14 protein-coding genes are annotated in these 15,145 nt (G+C 71.5%); 7 read left to right on the top strand and 7 right to left on the bottom strand.

Translation table 11 applies throughout. From position 1 onward, the window contains the following. The first annotated feature begins 47 nt into the window (after positions 1 to 47). The 7 genes from ACZ7OH_RS09100 to ACZ7OH_RS09070 all read left to right on the top strand — a co-directional run bounded on the left by ACZ7OH_RS09100 (position 48) and on the right by ACZ7OH_RS09070 (position 8,104). A complete protein-coding gene (locus ACZ7OH_RS09100; protein WP_470280860.1) occupies positions 48 to 971 on the top strand; it encodes an aldo/keto reductase in 924 nt (307 codons plus the stop codon). A 77-nt stretch (positions 972 to 1,048) separates the two neighbouring features. Beyond that, on the top strand, positions 1,049 to 2,590 hold the full coding sequence (locus ACZ7OH_RS09095) for an NAD(P)-binding domain-containing protein (protein ID WP_470280383.1): 1,542 nt from the start codon (positions 1,049 to 1,051) through the stop codon (positions 2,588 to 2,590). After that, the gene (locus ACZ7OH_RS09090) at positions 2,590 to 3,660 is read left to right on the top strand and encodes an alpha-hydroxy acid oxidase (RefSeq protein ID WP_470280382.1); all 1,071 of its coding nucleotides are present in this window, start codon (positions 2,590 to 2,592) and stop codon (positions 3,658 to 3,660) included. Before ACZ7OH_RS09095 ends, ACZ7OH_RS09090 begins: the two co-directional genes overlap by 1 nt. Beyond that, entirely contained in the window at positions 3,657 to 4,922 is a 1,266-nt protein-coding gene (locus ACZ7OH_RS09085) for a cytochrome P450 family protein (protein WP_470280381.1), read from the top strand. The genes ACZ7OH_RS09090 and ACZ7OH_RS09085 overlap by 4 nt, the downstream gene beginning before the upstream one ends. Further along, the gene (locus ACZ7OH_RS09080; RefSeq protein WP_470280380.1) at positions 4,919 to 6,199 is read left to right on the top strand and encodes a cation:proton antiporter; all 1,281 of its coding nucleotides are present in this window, start codon (positions 4,919 to 4,921) and stop codon (positions 6,197 to 6,199) included. Before ACZ7OH_RS09085 ends, ACZ7OH_RS09080 begins: the two co-directional genes overlap by 4 nt. 64 nt (positions 6,200 to 6,263) lie before the next feature. Then, positions 6,264 to 6,911 carry a response regulator transcription factor gene (locus tag ACZ7OH_RS09075; RefSeq protein ID WP_470280859.1) on the top strand — a complete coding sequence of 216 codons (648 nt, stop codon included), beginning with the start codon at positions 6,264 to 6,266 and terminating at the stop codon, positions 6,909 to 6,911. Next, positions 6,908 to 8,104, top strand: coding sequence for a sensor histidine kinase (locus ACZ7OH_RS09070; RefSeq protein WP_470280379.1), 1,197 nt, complete (start codon positions 6,908 to 6,910; stop codon positions 8,102 to 8,104). The genes ACZ7OH_RS09075 and ACZ7OH_RS09070 overlap by 4 nt, the downstream gene beginning before the upstream one ends. On the opposite strand, the gene ACZ7OH_RS09065 is transcribed toward ACZ7OH_RS09070, so the two are convergent. The 7 genes from ACZ7OH_RS09065 to ACZ7OH_RS09035 form a co-directional block, all read right to left on the bottom strand. Next, positions 8,094 to 9,377 carry a HEAT repeat domain-containing protein gene (locus tag ACZ7OH_RS09065; RefSeq protein ID WP_470280378.1) on the bottom strand — a complete coding sequence of 428 codons (1,284 nt, stop codon included), beginning with the start codon at positions 9,375 to 9,377 and terminating at the stop codon, positions 8,094 to 8,096. The two genes, ACZ7OH_RS09070 and ACZ7OH_RS09065, sit on opposite strands and share 11 nt — an antisense overlap. A gap of 33 nt (positions 9,378 to 9,410) precedes the next feature. After that, positions 9,411 to 10,700, bottom strand: coding sequence for a histidine--tRNA ligase (gene hisS / locus ACZ7OH_RS09060; protein ID WP_470280377.1), 1,290 nt, complete (start codon positions 10,698 to 10,700; stop codon positions 9,411 to 9,413). Between the two features lie 21 nt (positions 10,701 to 10,721). Then, positions 10,722 to 11,105 (bottom strand): hypothetical protein, encoded by a 384-nt coding sequence (locus tag ACZ7OH_RS09055; protein ID WP_470280376.1) that lies wholly within the window; start codon positions 11,103 to 11,105, stop codon positions 10,722 to 10,724. Between the two features lie 652 nt (positions 11,106 to 11,757). Then, positions 11,758 to 12,921 carry an amidohydrolase family protein gene (locus tag ACZ7OH_RS09050; protein WP_470280375.1) on the bottom strand — a complete coding sequence of 388 codons (1,164 nt, stop codon included), beginning with the start codon at positions 12,919 to 12,921 and terminating at the stop codon, positions 11,758 to 11,760. A gap of 1 nt (position 12,922) precedes the next feature. Then, positions 12,923 to 14,044 (bottom strand): MAB_1171c family putative transporter, encoded by a 1,122-nt coding sequence (locus ACZ7OH_RS09045; protein ID WP_470280374.1) that lies wholly within the window; start codon positions 14,042 to 14,044, stop codon positions 12,923 to 12,925. Then, positions 14,041 to 14,562, bottom strand: coding sequence for a hypothetical protein (locus ACZ7OH_RS09040; RefSeq protein ID WP_470280373.1), 522 nt, complete (start codon positions 14,560 to 14,562; stop codon positions 14,041 to 14,043). Before ACZ7OH_RS09040 ends, ACZ7OH_RS09045 begins: the two co-directional genes overlap by 4 nt. Then, positions 14,559 to 14,963 (bottom strand): XRE family transcriptional regulator, encoded by a 405-nt coding sequence (locus tag ACZ7OH_RS09035; protein ID WP_470280372.1) that lies wholly within the window; start codon positions 14,961 to 14,963, stop codon positions 14,559 to 14,561. Before ACZ7OH_RS09035 ends, ACZ7OH_RS09040 begins: the two co-directional genes overlap by 4 nt. Positions 14,964 to 15,145 lie beyond the last annotated feature (182 nt).

Below are 15,145 nucleotides of genomic sequence, written 5' to 3'. Positions count from 1 at the left end.
CCAGGAAGCTCGGCGGTCTGGAGGTCGGCGCGCAGGGGCTCGGCTGCATGGGGATGAGCCAGGCCTACGGCGTCCGCGACAACGACGACGAGTCGATCGCGACGGTCCACCGGGCTCTCGACCTCGGCGTCACGCTGCTCGACACCGCGAACGTCTACGGCGCCGGCGCCAACGAGGAGCTGGTCGGCCGCGCGATCGCCGGCCGCCGCGACGAGGTCGTGCTCGCGACGAAGTTCGGCATCGTGTGGACCGACGGCGCGATGGGCGCCCGCGGGGACGCCGCCTACGTGAAGCAGTGCTGCGACGAGTCGCTGCGCCGGCTCGGCGTCGACCACATCGACCTGTACTACCAGCACCGCGTCGACCCGGACACGCCGATCGAGGAGACCTGGGGCGCGCTGGCTTCGCTGGTGGAGGCCGGGAAGATCCGGTACGCCGGGATTTCCGAGGCGAGCGCGGCGACGATCCGCGCCGCGCACGCGGTGCACCCGGTGACGGCGCTGCAGAGCGAGTGGTCGCTGTGGACCCGCGGCATCGAGGGCGAAATCCTCGACACGTGCCGCGAGCTGGGCATCGGCGTGGTGCCGTTCTCGCCGCTGGGCCGCGGGTTCCTGACGGGCGCGGTGAAGTCGGTCGCGGACCTGCCCGAGGACGACATGCGCCGCGGCCTGCCCCGGTTCGCCGAGGACAACTTCGCCCGCAACATGGCGATCGTCGACGCGCTGCGCAAGCTGGCCGAGGAGAAGGGCGTCACGGCGGGGCAGCTGGCGCTCGCGTGGGTGCAGTCCCAGGGCGACGACGTCGTCCCGATCCCGGGGACCAAGCGCCGCAAGTACCTGGAGGAGAACGTCGCGGCGGCGTCGCTGGAGCTGACGGCGGACGACCTGGCGGCCATCGCGGCGGCGGCTCCCGCGGACGCGATCGCGGGGGAGCGCTACCCGGAACGCCTGGCCCGCGCGGCCGGGAAGTAACGCGCTTCTGAGCCTTTTCTGAGATCTCCGGAGCAGGCTCGGCGCCGATCAAGGTCGGTGCCGAGCCTCAGGAGGTCGTGGTGGAGGAAGTGCTCGATTATCTGGTCGTCGGGGCGGGGCCCGCGGGGGTGCAGCTGGGACAGCACCTCGGCCACGCCGGGCACCGGTACCTCGTGCTGGAGGCCGGGTCCGCGCCCGGCCACTTCTTCGAGACCTTCCCCCGGCACCGGACTCTCATCTCCATCAACAAGAAGCACACCGGGTACGCCGACCCGGAGCTGCGCATGCGGATGGACTGGAACTCGATCCTGGCCGAAGGGGACGCCGAGCCGGTCGTCTTCACCGACTACAGCGAGAAGCTCTTCCCGGACGCCCCGGACTTCCTGCGCTACATCGCCGACTACGCGGCGAAGCACGAAGTCGACGTCCGCTACGACACCCGGGTGACGCGCATCCGCCGGGACCCGGAAAGCGCTCTCTTCGTTCTCACTGCGGGTGACGAAGAGTTCCAGGCGCGACGGCTGGTCATGGCCACCGGCGTCACCAAGCCGTACCTCCCGCAGTTCCCCGGCGTCGAGCTGATCGACCAGTACGTGGACGTCGACGTCGACCCGAAGAGCTTCACCGACCAGCGCGTTCTCGTGCTGGGCAAGGGAAACTCGGCGTTCGAGACCGCGGACAACCTCATCGAGACGGCCGCGGTCGTGCACGTCGGCGGTCCGCGGCCGGTGAAGCTCGCCTGGCGCACCCACTTCGTCGGCCACCTGCGCGCCTACAACGCCGGCATCCTCGACATGTACCAGCTCAAGCTCCAGCACGCGATCCTCGACGGCGACGTCCGCGAGGTCCGCAAGGGCGCCGACGGCTACCACGTCAAGTTCGCCTTCGCCCGCGCCGACGAGGTCATCAAGGAGATCCGCTACGACCGCGTGATCGGCTGCACCGGCTTCCGCTTCGACGCGTCGCTGTTCGACGAGGACTGCCGCCCGCAGCTCACCATCAACGACCGCTTCCCGGCGCAGACGCCGGACTGGGAGTCGGTCAACGTGCCCGGCCTCTACTTCGCCGGCACCATCACGCAGGTCCGCGACTTCAAGAAGGCCACTAGCGCGTTCATCCACGGCTTCCGCTACGGCGTCCGCGCGCTGACCAAGGTCCTGAACGAGCGTCACCACGACAGGCCGTGGCCGAGCACCGAGCTGCCCGCCAAACCGGACGCGCTGACCGACGCCGTGATCACCCGGATCAACCGGACTTCCGCGCTGTACCAGCAGTTCGGCTTCCTCGGCGACGTCCTGGTCGTCGACGGCGACACCGCCCGCTACCTCGAAGAGGTGCCGGTCGACCGCGTTCTGGCCGATCCTCCGGACGACGCCTACGTCGTCACCCTCGACTACGGGCCCGACCACGACAAGATCGACCCGTTCGACTTCGTCGCGCGCGCCGCCCAGGACCAGGCCAACGACACCGGCGAAGGCCACTACCTGCACCCGATCGTCCGGCACTACCGCCGCGGCGAGCTGGTCGCGACCCACCACGTCACCGAGAACCTCGAGAACGAGTGGGACAAAGAGGTGCACGTCGAGCCGCTGACCGCGTTCTTCACCCGGGAGCTGTGATGCGGACGATCGCGGAGTTCGAGGCGGCGGCCCGGCAGCGCCTCGACCCGGTGCACTACGACTACTTCGCCGGCGGCGCGCAGGACGAGATCACCGTGGCGGAGAACGAAACGGCGTTCAAGAAGCTGCGGCTGCTGCCCCGCGTCCTGCGCGGCAGCGACAAGCGGGACCTCAGCATCGAGCTGCTCGGGACACCGTCGTCGATGCCGATCCTCGTCGCGCCCACGGCGTTCCACCGGCTCGCGCACGCCGACGGCGAACTGGCGACGGCGCGGGCGGCGGCCCGCGCGGGCACGATCATGATCGTCAGCATGGCCGCCACCACGGCGATCGAGGACATCGCCGCGGCGGCGCGCGAGGTCGCGCCGGACCCGGGCCTGTGGTTCCAGCTCTACCTGCAGCCGGACCTGGAGTTCACCGAGGCGATCGTGCGCCGCGCCGAAAACGCCGGGGTCAAGGCGTTCGTCGTGACCGTCGACTCGCCGGTGCTCGGCCGCCGCGAGCGCGACGACCGCAACGACTTCCACGACCTGCCGCCGGGGCTGGTCGTGGAGAACCTCCGCAACCTGGGGGAGAACCGCAGCGGCGGCAACGCCAGCCACGTCCGCGAGATCGTCATGTCGGCCGGGCTGAACTGGGACCACATCGCGTGGCTGCGGTCGAAAACCAAACTCCCGGTGCTGATCAAGGGCGTGCTGCACGCAGAGGACGCGCGGCTCGCGGTGCACCACGGCGTCGCCGGGGTCGTCGTGTCCAACCACGGCGGCCGCCAGCTCGACACCGTGCCCGCCACGATCGATGTCCTCCCCGAGATCGCGGCGGCGGTCGGCGGGGCGATCCCGGTGCTGCTCGACGGCGGGATCCGCCGCGGCACCGACGTCGTCAAGGCCCTGGCCCTCGGCGCGGACGCGGTCGGCGTCGGCCGCCCGGTCGTGTGGGGCCTGGCCGCGGGCGGGCGCGAAGGCGTCACGCGGGTCCTGGACCTGCTGCGCGACGACTTCGACCAGGCCCTCGCGATGTGCGGCGGCCGAACCCCGGCCGACCTGACCCCGGACCAGGTGCGGCGATGATCGGGAAAGCACTCGCCGCCGCCGCGGTGGCGACCGCGCCCGCCTGGCTGCCCGCCCGGGTCGTCGCGCTGCGGATGAAGATCTTCGCGCTGGTCAACGGCCAGGACGCGGTGACGATCCCGGGGGAGCAGGTCGGCCCCGCGGACTTCAAGCGCGTCTACGCCGATCCGGCGGCGAACGGCCGCAGCCGCGGCGCCGCGCTGTCCGACCTGTTCTGGTACTGGCTCGCGCCCGGACCCCAGGTGCACCAGGAGCACCTGGAAGCCGGGCCGCGCTACGACGAGGTCGCCAAGTGCACCCGGCACATCCTCGTCCGGTCCAAAAAGGACTCCGAAGAGCTGGCCCGGCGCGTGGCCGCGCACGTCCTCGACGGCGTCCGGCCCGGGCTCGTCCGGTTCCGCGACGAGATGATGCCGATCTGGGCCGAGCTGTACTACGAGCTGGTGTTCGAGGAACCGTGCCCGCCCGAGGCGCGCGACCTCATCGTCGGGCACGCCGACGACGTCGTCTCGGCCCTGAAGTGCGTGCGGCCGCGCAACATGCGCCGCCGGGCCCGGCTCACGAAGTACCTGCGGCGGCGCCTCGCCGACGTCCCGCACCCGCTGCCGCAGTCCCTGACGCCGGAGGAGCAGGCGTTCTACCTGCAGGGGACGTTCTTCAACACCGCCGTCGTGCAGATGTCGGAGGCGATGGCGCACCTGCTGATGATCATCGCGCAGCGGCCGGAGGTCCAACGGCGGCTCGCCGAAAACCCGGACGACGAGGCCTACCTCGACCGCGTCATCGACGACGGCCTGCGCGAGTTCCCGCTGTTCGGCATCGCGCACCGGATCTCCACCGCGGACATCGAGCTCGAGCACCTGACGATCCCGGCGGGGACGGTGCTGTGCTTCAGCTACCCGGGTTACGCCGCACAGTCCGGAAAAGACGATTTCATCCCGTTCGGCGTCGCGCAGAACCGGGCCTGCCCGGCCCGCGGGCTGGCCCCGCCCACCATGCGCGTCGTGACGCGCGAGGTGCTGCGCCGGTTCAGCCTCGCCTCGACGGCCGGGCACACGCGCTCGATCCCGAACCGCGGCCCGGCGCTGCTCACCCCGCGCGGCGCGCGCACCCGGCGAGCGCCGCTGGCGTGGCTCGCGGTCCGCGACCGCTGGGAAGACGTCTGGCGCAGCTTCGCCCAGCTCCTGTTCGGCACGTACATGGTCCTCGACGCCCGTCGCCAAGCCTTGTGCACCACCTACTTCGCCGGAGGTAACTCATGACCCCGTCCGAGGCGGCACCCACGTTCTTCCTCGCCGTCGCGGTCATCCTCGTGGTGTGCCGGCTCGTCTGCGTGGTCGCGGTGCGGCTGGGTCAGCCACCGGTGGTCGGCGAGATGATCTCCGGCGTGCTGCTCGGCCCGTCCCTGCTGGGGCTGGTCCTCCCGGGCGTGCAGACGGCGCTGTTCCCGGACGGCATCCGCCCGCTGCTCTACGTCGGCGGCCAGATCGGCCTGGTCATCTACATGTTCGGCGCGGGGTACGAGTTCAGCCTCCGCAGCATCCGCGGCTCCGCGAAGTCGGTCGGCGCGATCTCGGCCGCGGGCACGGTGGTGCCGCTCGCGCTCGGTGTCGGCGTCGCCGTGTTCGGCTCGACCTGGGCCGGCATCGGCAAGGACGGCGTCTCGCTCGCGACGTCGGCGGCGTTCGTCGGGGTCGCGCTGGCCATCACCGCGTTCCCGATGCTCGCCCGGATCATCACCGAACGCGGTCTCGGCGGCACCCGGTTCGGCTCGCTCGCGCTGGCCTGCGGTGCCCTCGACGACGTCCTGGCGTGGGTCCTGCTGGCCGTCGTGCTGGGCATGCACGCGGACTCGGCCGGCCCGGTCGCGCTGGCCGTGGGCGGCGGCCTGCTGTTCGCGTTGCTGCTCGTGCTCGTCGGCCGCCGGGTGCTCGCCAAGGCGATGGGCAGTGACCGGATCTCCCCCGACCAGAAGATGCTGATCACGGCGTTGACGCTGTTCGCGGCCGCCTGGTTCACCGACATCATCGGGCTGTACGCGGTGTTCGGCGCCTTCTGCGTCGGCATCGTGTTCCCCCGCGTGCCCGCCGCGGACGCCGTGCTCGCGAAGATCATGCCGATCGGGCGGATCGTGTTCCTCCCGCTGTTCTTCACCTATTCCGGCCTGAACACCCGGTTCGCGCTGCTCGCCGACCCGAAGCTGCTCGCGTTCGCGGTGTTGTGCGTGGTCGTCGCGATCGTCGGCAAGCTCGGAGCCTGCTGGGGCGCGGCGCGGCTGGCGGGGGAGTCGCAGCCGGTGGCGTTGCGCGTCGGCACATTGATCAACGCCCGCGGGCTGATGCAGCTGATCGCCCTCAACGTCGGGCTCGCCGCCGGCATCGTCTCGCCGGCGTTGTTCACGGTGCTGGTGCTCGTCGCGCTGGTCACCACGATCATGACCGCGCCGGTGCTCGCCTGGCTCGACCGGCGCGATACCCGCAAGGGGAGCAATGAAGTGCTCCTGATGGCGGAACCGGTGCCGGTGACCGGGAAAAGTTGACTGTTCAATTTCGGAAAATCACTGCCAGTATGGATGCGTGCACGATGGGGCAACTAAACCGCGAGTGCTCCTGGTCGAGGACGACCGGGAACTGGCGGGCATGCTCGCCGAGCTGCTCGCGGACGAAGGCTACGAAACCGACGCGGCGCACGACGGGCAGCGGGGCCTGCACCTCGGGCTCACCGGGCACTACGACGTGATGATCATCGACCGCCGGCTCCCGGTGCTGGACGGGCTCGAGCTGCTGCGGCAGCTGCGGGCCCGCGCGGTGACCACGCGCGTGCTGGTGCTCTCGGCGCTGGGCGAGCTGGCCGACCGCGTGGGCGGGCTCGACGCCGGCGCGGACGACTACCTCGTCAAGCCGTTCGAGGCCGACGAACTGCTGGCTCGCCTGCGCGCGCTCGGACGCCGTGACCTCGAGGGCGCGGAGTGCCTGCCGCTCGGCGCGGCGGCGCTCGACCTGCAGCGGCACGAGGTCGTGCTGCCGCGCGGCGAGCGGATCACGTTGTCCGGGCGGGAGTTCGAGCTGCTGCGGACGCTGGCGCAGCGGCCGAAGGCGATCCACCCGCGCGCGGCGCTGCGGGGATCCGTCTTCGCCGACTCGACCGGGGAGTCCATTGTGGACACGTATGTCTACTACCTGCGGCGCAAGCTCGGCCGCGACGTCGTCCGGACCGTGCACGGCCTCGGCTACCAGATCGGCGCGGTATGAACCCCGACCCGGAGGAGCGGGCCCTGCGGCGGGCGCGGTGGGCGATCACCGCGCAGATCGCCGTGGTGGTGTCGTTGCTGGTGGCCGTCGCGGGCGGGATCGCCTACGCGATGCTGCTGTCGCGCCAGCACGCCGAGGCCGACCGCACGCTGGCCCGGACGGTCGAGCTGGGACCGGCGGAGACCCCGCCCGGCTGCGTCTGGCTGTTCACCCCCGCCCTGCACGCGCCCGCGGGCCGGCCGCCGGCCGGGATGCCGATCGCGGCGCTGGCCGCGACGGTGCCCGCGGCCGGCGACGTCCACACGGAACGGCGTTCGATCGGCGGCATGACGTACACGATCCGCGTCGAGAACCGCGGTGGCGTCGTCTCGCAGGCGTTCTTCGAGGAGCTGTACCAGATCCAGGACCGCTCGTCGCTGGTGTCCGGGCTGGTGGTCGCGGAAGTGCTCGCCCTGCTGGCCGCGGTCCTGTGCGGCCGGGTGCTGGCCTGCCGGGCGATCCGGCCGCTGGCCGACGCGCTGCGCCGGCAGCGGACGTTCGTCGCGGACGCGTCCCACGAGCTGCGCGCCCCGCTGACCCGCCTGCACACGCGGGCGCAGCTGCTGGCCCGGCGCGCGTCCGGCCGCGACGCGGACGACCTCGACCAGCTCGTCCGCGGCACGCGGGAGCTCGGCGAAGTCGTCGAGGACCTGCTGCTGTCGGCGCGGGCGTGCGACCGGCAATCGCTGGAGCTGGTGGAACTGGGGTCGCTCGCGGAGGAGGCCGTCGCGGCGGAAGCGGACCGCGCGGGGGAGGGCCGGGTCCGGCTGGCGGTGACGCGCGAGCGGCGGCCGTACGTGGTCCAGGGCGTCCCGACGGCGTTGCGACGCGTGCTGTCCGCCTTGCTGGACAACGCATTGGGCCACACCCCGCCGGGCGGGTCGATCGAGGTGTGGCTGGGCGTCCCGGACGAAGAGCACGTGGAGCTGCGGGTCCGCGACACGGGAGTCGGCTTCCCGGCGGCCGACGCGGACCGCATCTTCGAGCGTTTCGCCCGCGGGTCCGACGGCGACGGCCGCCGGTTCGGCCTGGGGCTGGCACTGGTCCGCGAAGTGGTGACGGGCCACGGTGGCACGATCGCGGCGGCGGGCCGCCCGGGCGCGGGCGCGACGTTCACGCTCCGGCTGCGCCGCGCCGGCGAGGTCAGCCCGTGAAGCCCAGAGCGAAGCGGATTTCCCGCGCCAGCGCCGGATCGAGCTGATCGCAGAGGACCTCCATTTCCGCTCGCCAGCCGGCCGGCGGTCGGGTGTACATGCCGGTCACGTGCTGGCGCCAGGAGCAGACGTCCTGGTGGGCCTCGGCGGCCAGCTCCGGGTCCGCCAGCAGGACGAGGTCGGTGTGCAGGCGCACCCAGGTGTCGCGGTCGCGCAGCAGGGCCGCGGCCGCCCGTCGCGTGTGGACGGGGCGGTTCGCTGCCAGCAGTTCCCGGAGCGTGGTGACCTCGATGAACTTGCCGCGCAGGAACTCCACCACCTGGCGGGTCACGGCGGGGGAGGGGTCGGTCAGCAGCGGCAGCACCGCGGTCGACTCCGGCGCGATCCGGCGCAGGCCGCGCACGGCCGTCCGCCGGATCCGGGGACGCTCGTCGGTGAGGTGCCGGTCCAGCAGGGCGGTGTCTTCGGCCGTGCCGGTCTCGCCGAGCCCAGCGAGCACGCCGAAGGACACGGGCATCGCGCGGTAGTGCTCGGCCGGATCACCCCCGGCCTTGAGCACCAGGGCCTGCGCCATCGAGCGGACGGCCGAAGACCGGTCGGCCAGGTACTCCTCCGCCCGGCCGGTCATGGTGAGGGCGCGCATCCGGATCTTCGGCACCCCGTCCGTCAGCAACTCCTCGACGCATTCGCCGCGGTCGAGCAGCGCGTTGCCCGCGATGGCGCGGACCGCGAAGTCCTCGTCGCGCGTGGCAATGTCGAGCAGTCGCTCACGCGAAAGGAGACCGAGCGCCTCGCGGTGAGCCCAGCGACGGGTCTCCCGGTCTTCGAGGCCCAGCGCGGCGTCGAGCAGCTCCGGCAAGTTTTCGTGGAACAGGGCGGTCATCCAGTCGTCGACCTCGCGCCGCCGCAGGACGCCGATCAACGGCAGCATCGCGCGCAGCGACGACTCGTCCACTTTGGACAGCACCGCTCCTCGCGCCGCTTCCCGCACCGGCCGGACCCAGTCGACGCAGCGGATCAGCAGCAGCGGCAGCGCTTCGGGATCGGTGCTGTCCGCCAGCAGCTTCACCGCCGCTTCGCGCATCCGGCCGTTCGCGTGGCAAGCGGCTTCGGCCCGGTCCGCCCGCGAGCGGATCGGGTGCTCGCGGGCAGGATGGCTGTACCAGCGCTGGTTGGTCCACCACGCTCGCCGCACGGCCGTGTCGAACTCCGCCCAGCGCCGCACGTCACCGGCGGCGAAGGCATCGAGGTCGGGCATCTCGGCATCGAACACCCCCTCAGCGTGCCAGGGGCGTCGAGCCGGTTTTCAGCTCAGCAGGGCCCGCACCGCCGCGGGGGCGTCCGCGATCGCGACCGGGTTCTGCTCGCGGGTCGCGAGGGAGCGGACCGTCACGTTCCCGGCCGCCCAGTCGTCCTGGCCGATGATCACGACCGCGGCCGCGCCGGCCTTGTCCGCGCGGGTCAGCTCCTTGCCCAGCTTGCGGTGCTCGATCGGCGTCGACGTCCGCAGGCCCGCACCGCGCAGGGACGCCGCCACCGAGCGGGCCGCGTCCGAGAGGTCCTCGGTCACCGGGATCACCATGACGTCGACCTCGCTGCGCGGGGCCGGGGTCAGGCCGTGCGTGTCGAGGAAGTCCATCAGCGTGACGTCGCCCATGCCGAACCCGATGCCCGGGATCTGCTGCGGCGTGAACATCGACGCGAGGTCGCTGTAGCGGCCGCCGCCGAACAGCGCGCGGCGGTTCTCCGGCGAGGTGTCGAAGACCTCGAACACGGTCGACGTGTAGTACGCCAGCCCGCGCACGATGATCGGCTCGTACTTCACCAGCTCCTTGGCGCCGCTGTTCAGCACCTTGACCAGGTTCGACTGCTCGCGCACCTCGGCCGGGATCTCCTCGAGCAGCGCCTCACCCATGTCGAGCGTCTCGGCCAGCTTCTCGAACTGCTTGTCCGACAGCCCGATCTCACCGGCGCTCTCGGCCAGCTTCTCGCGCGGGTACTTCTCCCACCGGTCGACGAGCGCGAACACCTGGGCCAGGTGGTCCTCGGAGACGCCGGCGACGTCGGTCAGCGCCGACGTCAGCAGGTTCCGGTCGTTGACGCGCAGCACGAACATGTCCGGCGTCGCGCCCAGCGAGGCCATCATGTCGTGCACCAGCTCGAAGATCTCGATCTCGCAGTTGGCGCTGTCCGAGCCGAAGATGTCGGCGTTGATCTGCCAGTGCTCCCGGACGCGGCCGCGCTGCGGCGCCTCGTACCGGTGGCAGTTCGGGTGGCTGTACCACCGGACGGGGAACGACAGCGACTTAGCGCTCCCGGCGATCATCCGCGCGACCGACGGCGTCATCTCGGGGCGCAGCGCGAGGCGCCGCCCGCCCTTGTCGGTGAGGGTGTAGAGCTGCTTGTCGGCGAGCTCCTGACCCGATTTCCGCTCGTAGATCTCGGCGGATTCGAGGATCGGGCCGTCGTAGCGGACGAAGCCGCGGCGCTCCAGGACGTCGTAGAGATGACCGAACACCTGGGTACGCACGGACATTTCGGCGGGCAGGAAGTCCCGGGTCCCCTTGTAGGGCGCGGTCGGCAGGTATTCAGGCACGTCACCAGCTTAACGACCGGTTCAGGCGACGCCGTAGGCGGTGATGAGGACGGCGGCGGCGAGCAGCACGGCGCCGACGCTGGTGACGCGCCCGCCTCGCCGGCCCTGGTTGGGGAGCAGGTGCAGGAAGAAGCCGCCGGACTGGGCGAGGATCCCGAAGAGCAGCAGGAAGCAGGCGACCCAGAGGGTGGTGCCGGAGAGGTCGGTCCGGCTGAGGATCTGGAGCGCGACCAGGGCGAGGACGAGCAGAACGCCGGCGTGCGCGTGCCCGGCGCGGAACATCGCGCGCTGGTGTTCGGTGAGTTTCCGCTCGCGCAGGACGCCCATCAGGGCGTAGCCGCCGTACATGACGGTGGGCAGCGAGACCAGGGTGATCACGGTGAAGAGCTGGGTGGGTCCGTGCATCGGGGGCTCCTTGTCGGGGTGGTGAGGATACCGTAACACTGTTTTAAAACGGTGTCACCGAAGTTGGCATTCCCCGGTTGGGGAAGTGGCCGGGTGGGAGTTTGCCGTGGGGGTGGTCGGGGGTGGGGGTGGCTCGCGGTGGGTGGGGTGGTTTGGGGCCCGGGTGGGTGAACGCGGGCGGTGCGAACGGTCCGTTCGTGCGGTGGGGAGGGGAGCGAGTGGCCCCTTCGGGCTGTAGGGAAGGGAGCGAGTGGCCCTTTCGCGCCGCGCGGACCGGAGCGAGCGGTCCTTTCGCGCCGCGTGCCCGGCGTGAGTGGTCCGTTCGTGCCGCGCGGAGGGGAGCGAGTGGCCCTTTCGCGCCGCAACCCCGACGCGAGCGGTCCTTTTGCGCCGTCCGGAGGGGAGCGAGTGGTCCTTTCGCGCTGCGAGTCCCCCGTGAGCGGTCCGTCCCGGCCGGAGGGAAGGGAGCGAGTGGCCCCCTCGCGCCGCAGGGAAGGGAGCGAGTGGTCCTTTCGCGCCGCGCGCCCGGCGCGAGCGGTCCGTTCGCGCCGCCCGGAGGGGAGCGAGCGGTCCTTTCGCGCCGCCCGGAGGGGAGCGACCGGTCCTTTCGCGCCGCGAACCCCGCGCGAAGCAGCCCGTTCGCGCCCCAGCCTTAAGCGATAAGCCCCTGAGCCATCACCAGCACCGGATTCCGCAGCGAGGCGAGCGAAGCGAGCGGATCCCCCTCGACAACCAGCACATCCGCCGCCAACCCGGCCTCGAGCCGCCCGGTCACGGCAGCCAACCCCAACCCGGCCGCCGAATCGCAAGTGGCGATCTCCAAGATCCGCCGCCGCGAAAACCCGAGCCACTCGTACAGCTCCAAAGCCCCCACCGGATCGTCGAACACCGACCCCGGCAACCCCGCGTCCGTCCCCGCGAGCAGCCGGACCCCGTGCTCCTCCAGCCACGGCAACCGCCCGTACATCGCCTCGGCCGCTTCGTCCCCCAGCTTCTCGACGATCACCCGCCAGTTGCGGCTGCTCGTCGAACACGCCGAAATCCCCGACTCGGCCATCCGCGCGGCCACCGCGGAACGCCGGTCGAACGATCGCGGCCCCGTCAGGAAACTGCAGTGCTCGACCGTCGACACCCCGGCCTCGACCGCCGCCTCGATCGCGTCCGCGCCGTGGGCGTGGGCCGCCACCGGTAAACCGTGGGACACCGCGTGGGACACCACCACCGACAACTCGCGCGCGGAGAACTGGGACTCCCACATGTCCGCGCCGCCCTCGGTGATCTGGCCGCCGCTGGCCATCACCTTGATCACGTCCGCGCCCGCCGCCGCGTTCGCGTCGATCAACGCGCGGATCGACTCGTCGGACGTCACCTCGCCGCCGAAGAAGTGGCAGTGCCCGCGCGGCACCGTGATCGGCGGGCCCGACACCAGCAGCCGCGGCGCGGCCGATCCCGCGAACGACCGCCGGACTGCCGCGCCCAGGTGGTCGCGGTCGCCGAGGTCCCGTACCGTCGTCACGCCGCTGCGCAGCATCGACGACAGCCGGGAACGCGCGTCCTCCACGGAAGTACCGGCCTGGAAGTGCGCCAGCATCTCCCGCGACGCGTCGAAAGCCAGGTGCACGTGGACGTTGAACAGCCCCGCCATGGCCGTCGCGGTGGGGAAGTCGTACCGGGCCGCGTCCGGCGCGGCCTGGGGCAGCACCTCCGCACGCGGGCCGGCCGCCACGAGCACGCCGTCGCGGACCAGCACCGCGCCGTCGAGCACCGGCGCCGAGGGCCGCGGCAGCACGCGACCGGCCGTGATCACCGTGTCCACGTCACGACTCCATCGCGGCCGACAGCGCCAGCAGCGGCCGGACGTCGGATTCGATGTCGTCCGCCGGCGCGGGCAGGACCTGCTTGGCGTGGCCGTCGCTCTCCTCGCCCGCCGCGTGCCGGGCCAGCGCCGTCTTCAACGCGGCCGCCGCGGCGCCGGGATCGGTCGCGACGACGTCGCCGAAACCCGCGTCCAGGTACGGCGACAGCTGCACCAGGCCGTCCCGGATCTCGATCACCCGGCGGTAGTGGACGCGGTGGATGCTGCGCGGCGACAGCCGTTCGCCACGCCGGCGCGGCGGGGTCCGCAGCACGATGCTGGGGAACGCCTGGACCAGGACCGTCCACAAGGGACCGAGCGCCTCGTGCTCACGGCGGTGCTGACGACGCCGCCGCAAGGCGGAAACCCGCGCCCGCACACCGGGGTAGGTGACGCCGAGCAGGAACAGCATCCCGCCGACGATCACGAACGGCACCCCGAGCAGCAGCAGAACCTTGACGACCGGGCCGAACAGCCACGCGACCACGATGTACAGCGCGCGGAAGATGCTGCCGATCGCCGCGCAGGCCATGCCGACCGCGCTCAGCCGCAGGCCGATCCGCAGGTGCCGGTCGGCCACCCGCAGGTAGCGCACGATCCACGCCGTGCACGCGATCAGGCCGTAGATCAGGTACAGCCCGGCGCCCAGGTAGAACACCGCGATCCCGCTGTCGTGGATCGTCGCCGGCCCGAGCGCCTGCCCGCGCAGCTCCGGCGGTGTCAGCGCCATCGAGACGACCATCAGCGTGATCGCCGCGGCCAGCGGCACCAGCTCGACCGCCACCCGCCGGTAGCGCCGCGGGCCCAGTGCCGAGCCGAGGAAGAAGATGACCAGCGCGCACACCGCGCACGCCAGCAGCGCGTTGTTGGCGACGCGCGCCGCGCCGCGGCCGAAGACCGCGTCGATGTCGTCGGACACGATCTGCTGCTGCAGCAGGAACGCCGCGGCGAACCCGGCGACGCACGCGGTGACGGCCCAGTTCGGCACCGTCGGCGCGCGCTGCACCTGGTAGATCCGCCACGCGAGCGCGACGGCGAACAGCACCATCGCGATCAGGTTCACGGGGCTGAAAAGTGTGCTCACAACCACCCTTGGTGATCGCCGAGCGCCCCCTGGATCCGGCGGAGATCCCGGTCCGCAGCGCGCCGCGGGATCGTGTAGTTCAGGACCGACGCCCACTCGAGGATGATGGTGGCGACGGTCTCGGCTTCCCACTCGTGCGCGTCATCGTAGGACGACCGCCGCAGTGCGCGGTGTACTGCATCCGGGTCAAGATCCGGAACCGGCCCGCGCAGGAAGTCGGCGGGCTCGGCGTCGCCGTGCGGGTGGTGGTCGGCCAGCATGTGGCCGAGCTCGTGCAGGATGATGTGGTCCTGGTGGGATTTCGTGGTTTCGGCCTGGTAGAAAATGTAATCCGCCGAAGAGGTGGCGATCCAGCACCCGAACGGGCCGGGCACCTCCAGCGGGTAGGCCATCAGCCGGATCGGCTTGCCCCGTTGTTCGCCCAGCCGCGCGCAGAGCACTTCGACGTCGAGCGGCGGGCCGATGTCGAGCTGCTTCAGCAGTTTGCGGCAGCGGCGGCGCAGCTCCCGTTCCTTCATCGCGCGGCGTCCTCCGGGTTGCGGCCTTCGCGTTCGGCCCGTTCGTAGCGCTCCACCAGCTCCAGCAGGTCCATCACCTGCCGGCGCCCCTGCGGGGAGAGCTCCTGCGCCCGCATCGCCATCAGCTGCGCTTCCCCGGCCAGGGGCGCGGCTGCCTCTTCGTCGAAGAAGTACGTGACGGGCACCCCGAACAGCTTCGCCAAGGCCTCGACGTAGTGGATCTTCGGGTTGACGCGCTTGCCCGTGGCCAGCTGCTGCAGGTAGGCGGGCGACATCGCCGGCCCACCCGCCCGCTCGACCGCCGCCGAGATCTCCCGGTAGCTGTGCGGCGCGCGCCCGTCCAGCCGAGCCGCCTCGATCAGGGCGCTCAGCCGTTCCGCGAAAGTGCGTTCCCGTGCCATACCCGCCCCCTAGGTTTCCACCGTGAAAATTCTAGCCGGGAAACCACTGTACGCACATGTTGACAGCTATCGTATGCAGTGGTTTACAGTTGGCACGCCTCTCGTCTTGCTCTCCGTACCCTGGGGGTGTACGGAACCGCAAGACGAGAGGCTGTCGTGTCTTCTCGACTCGTCATGATCGC

The sequence above is a fragment of the Amycolatopsis sp. NPDC114478 genome, assembly GCF_055633805.1.
Note: the sequence above shows the minus strand (reverse complement) of the source record. Positions and strands in the feature narration are given on the sequence as shown.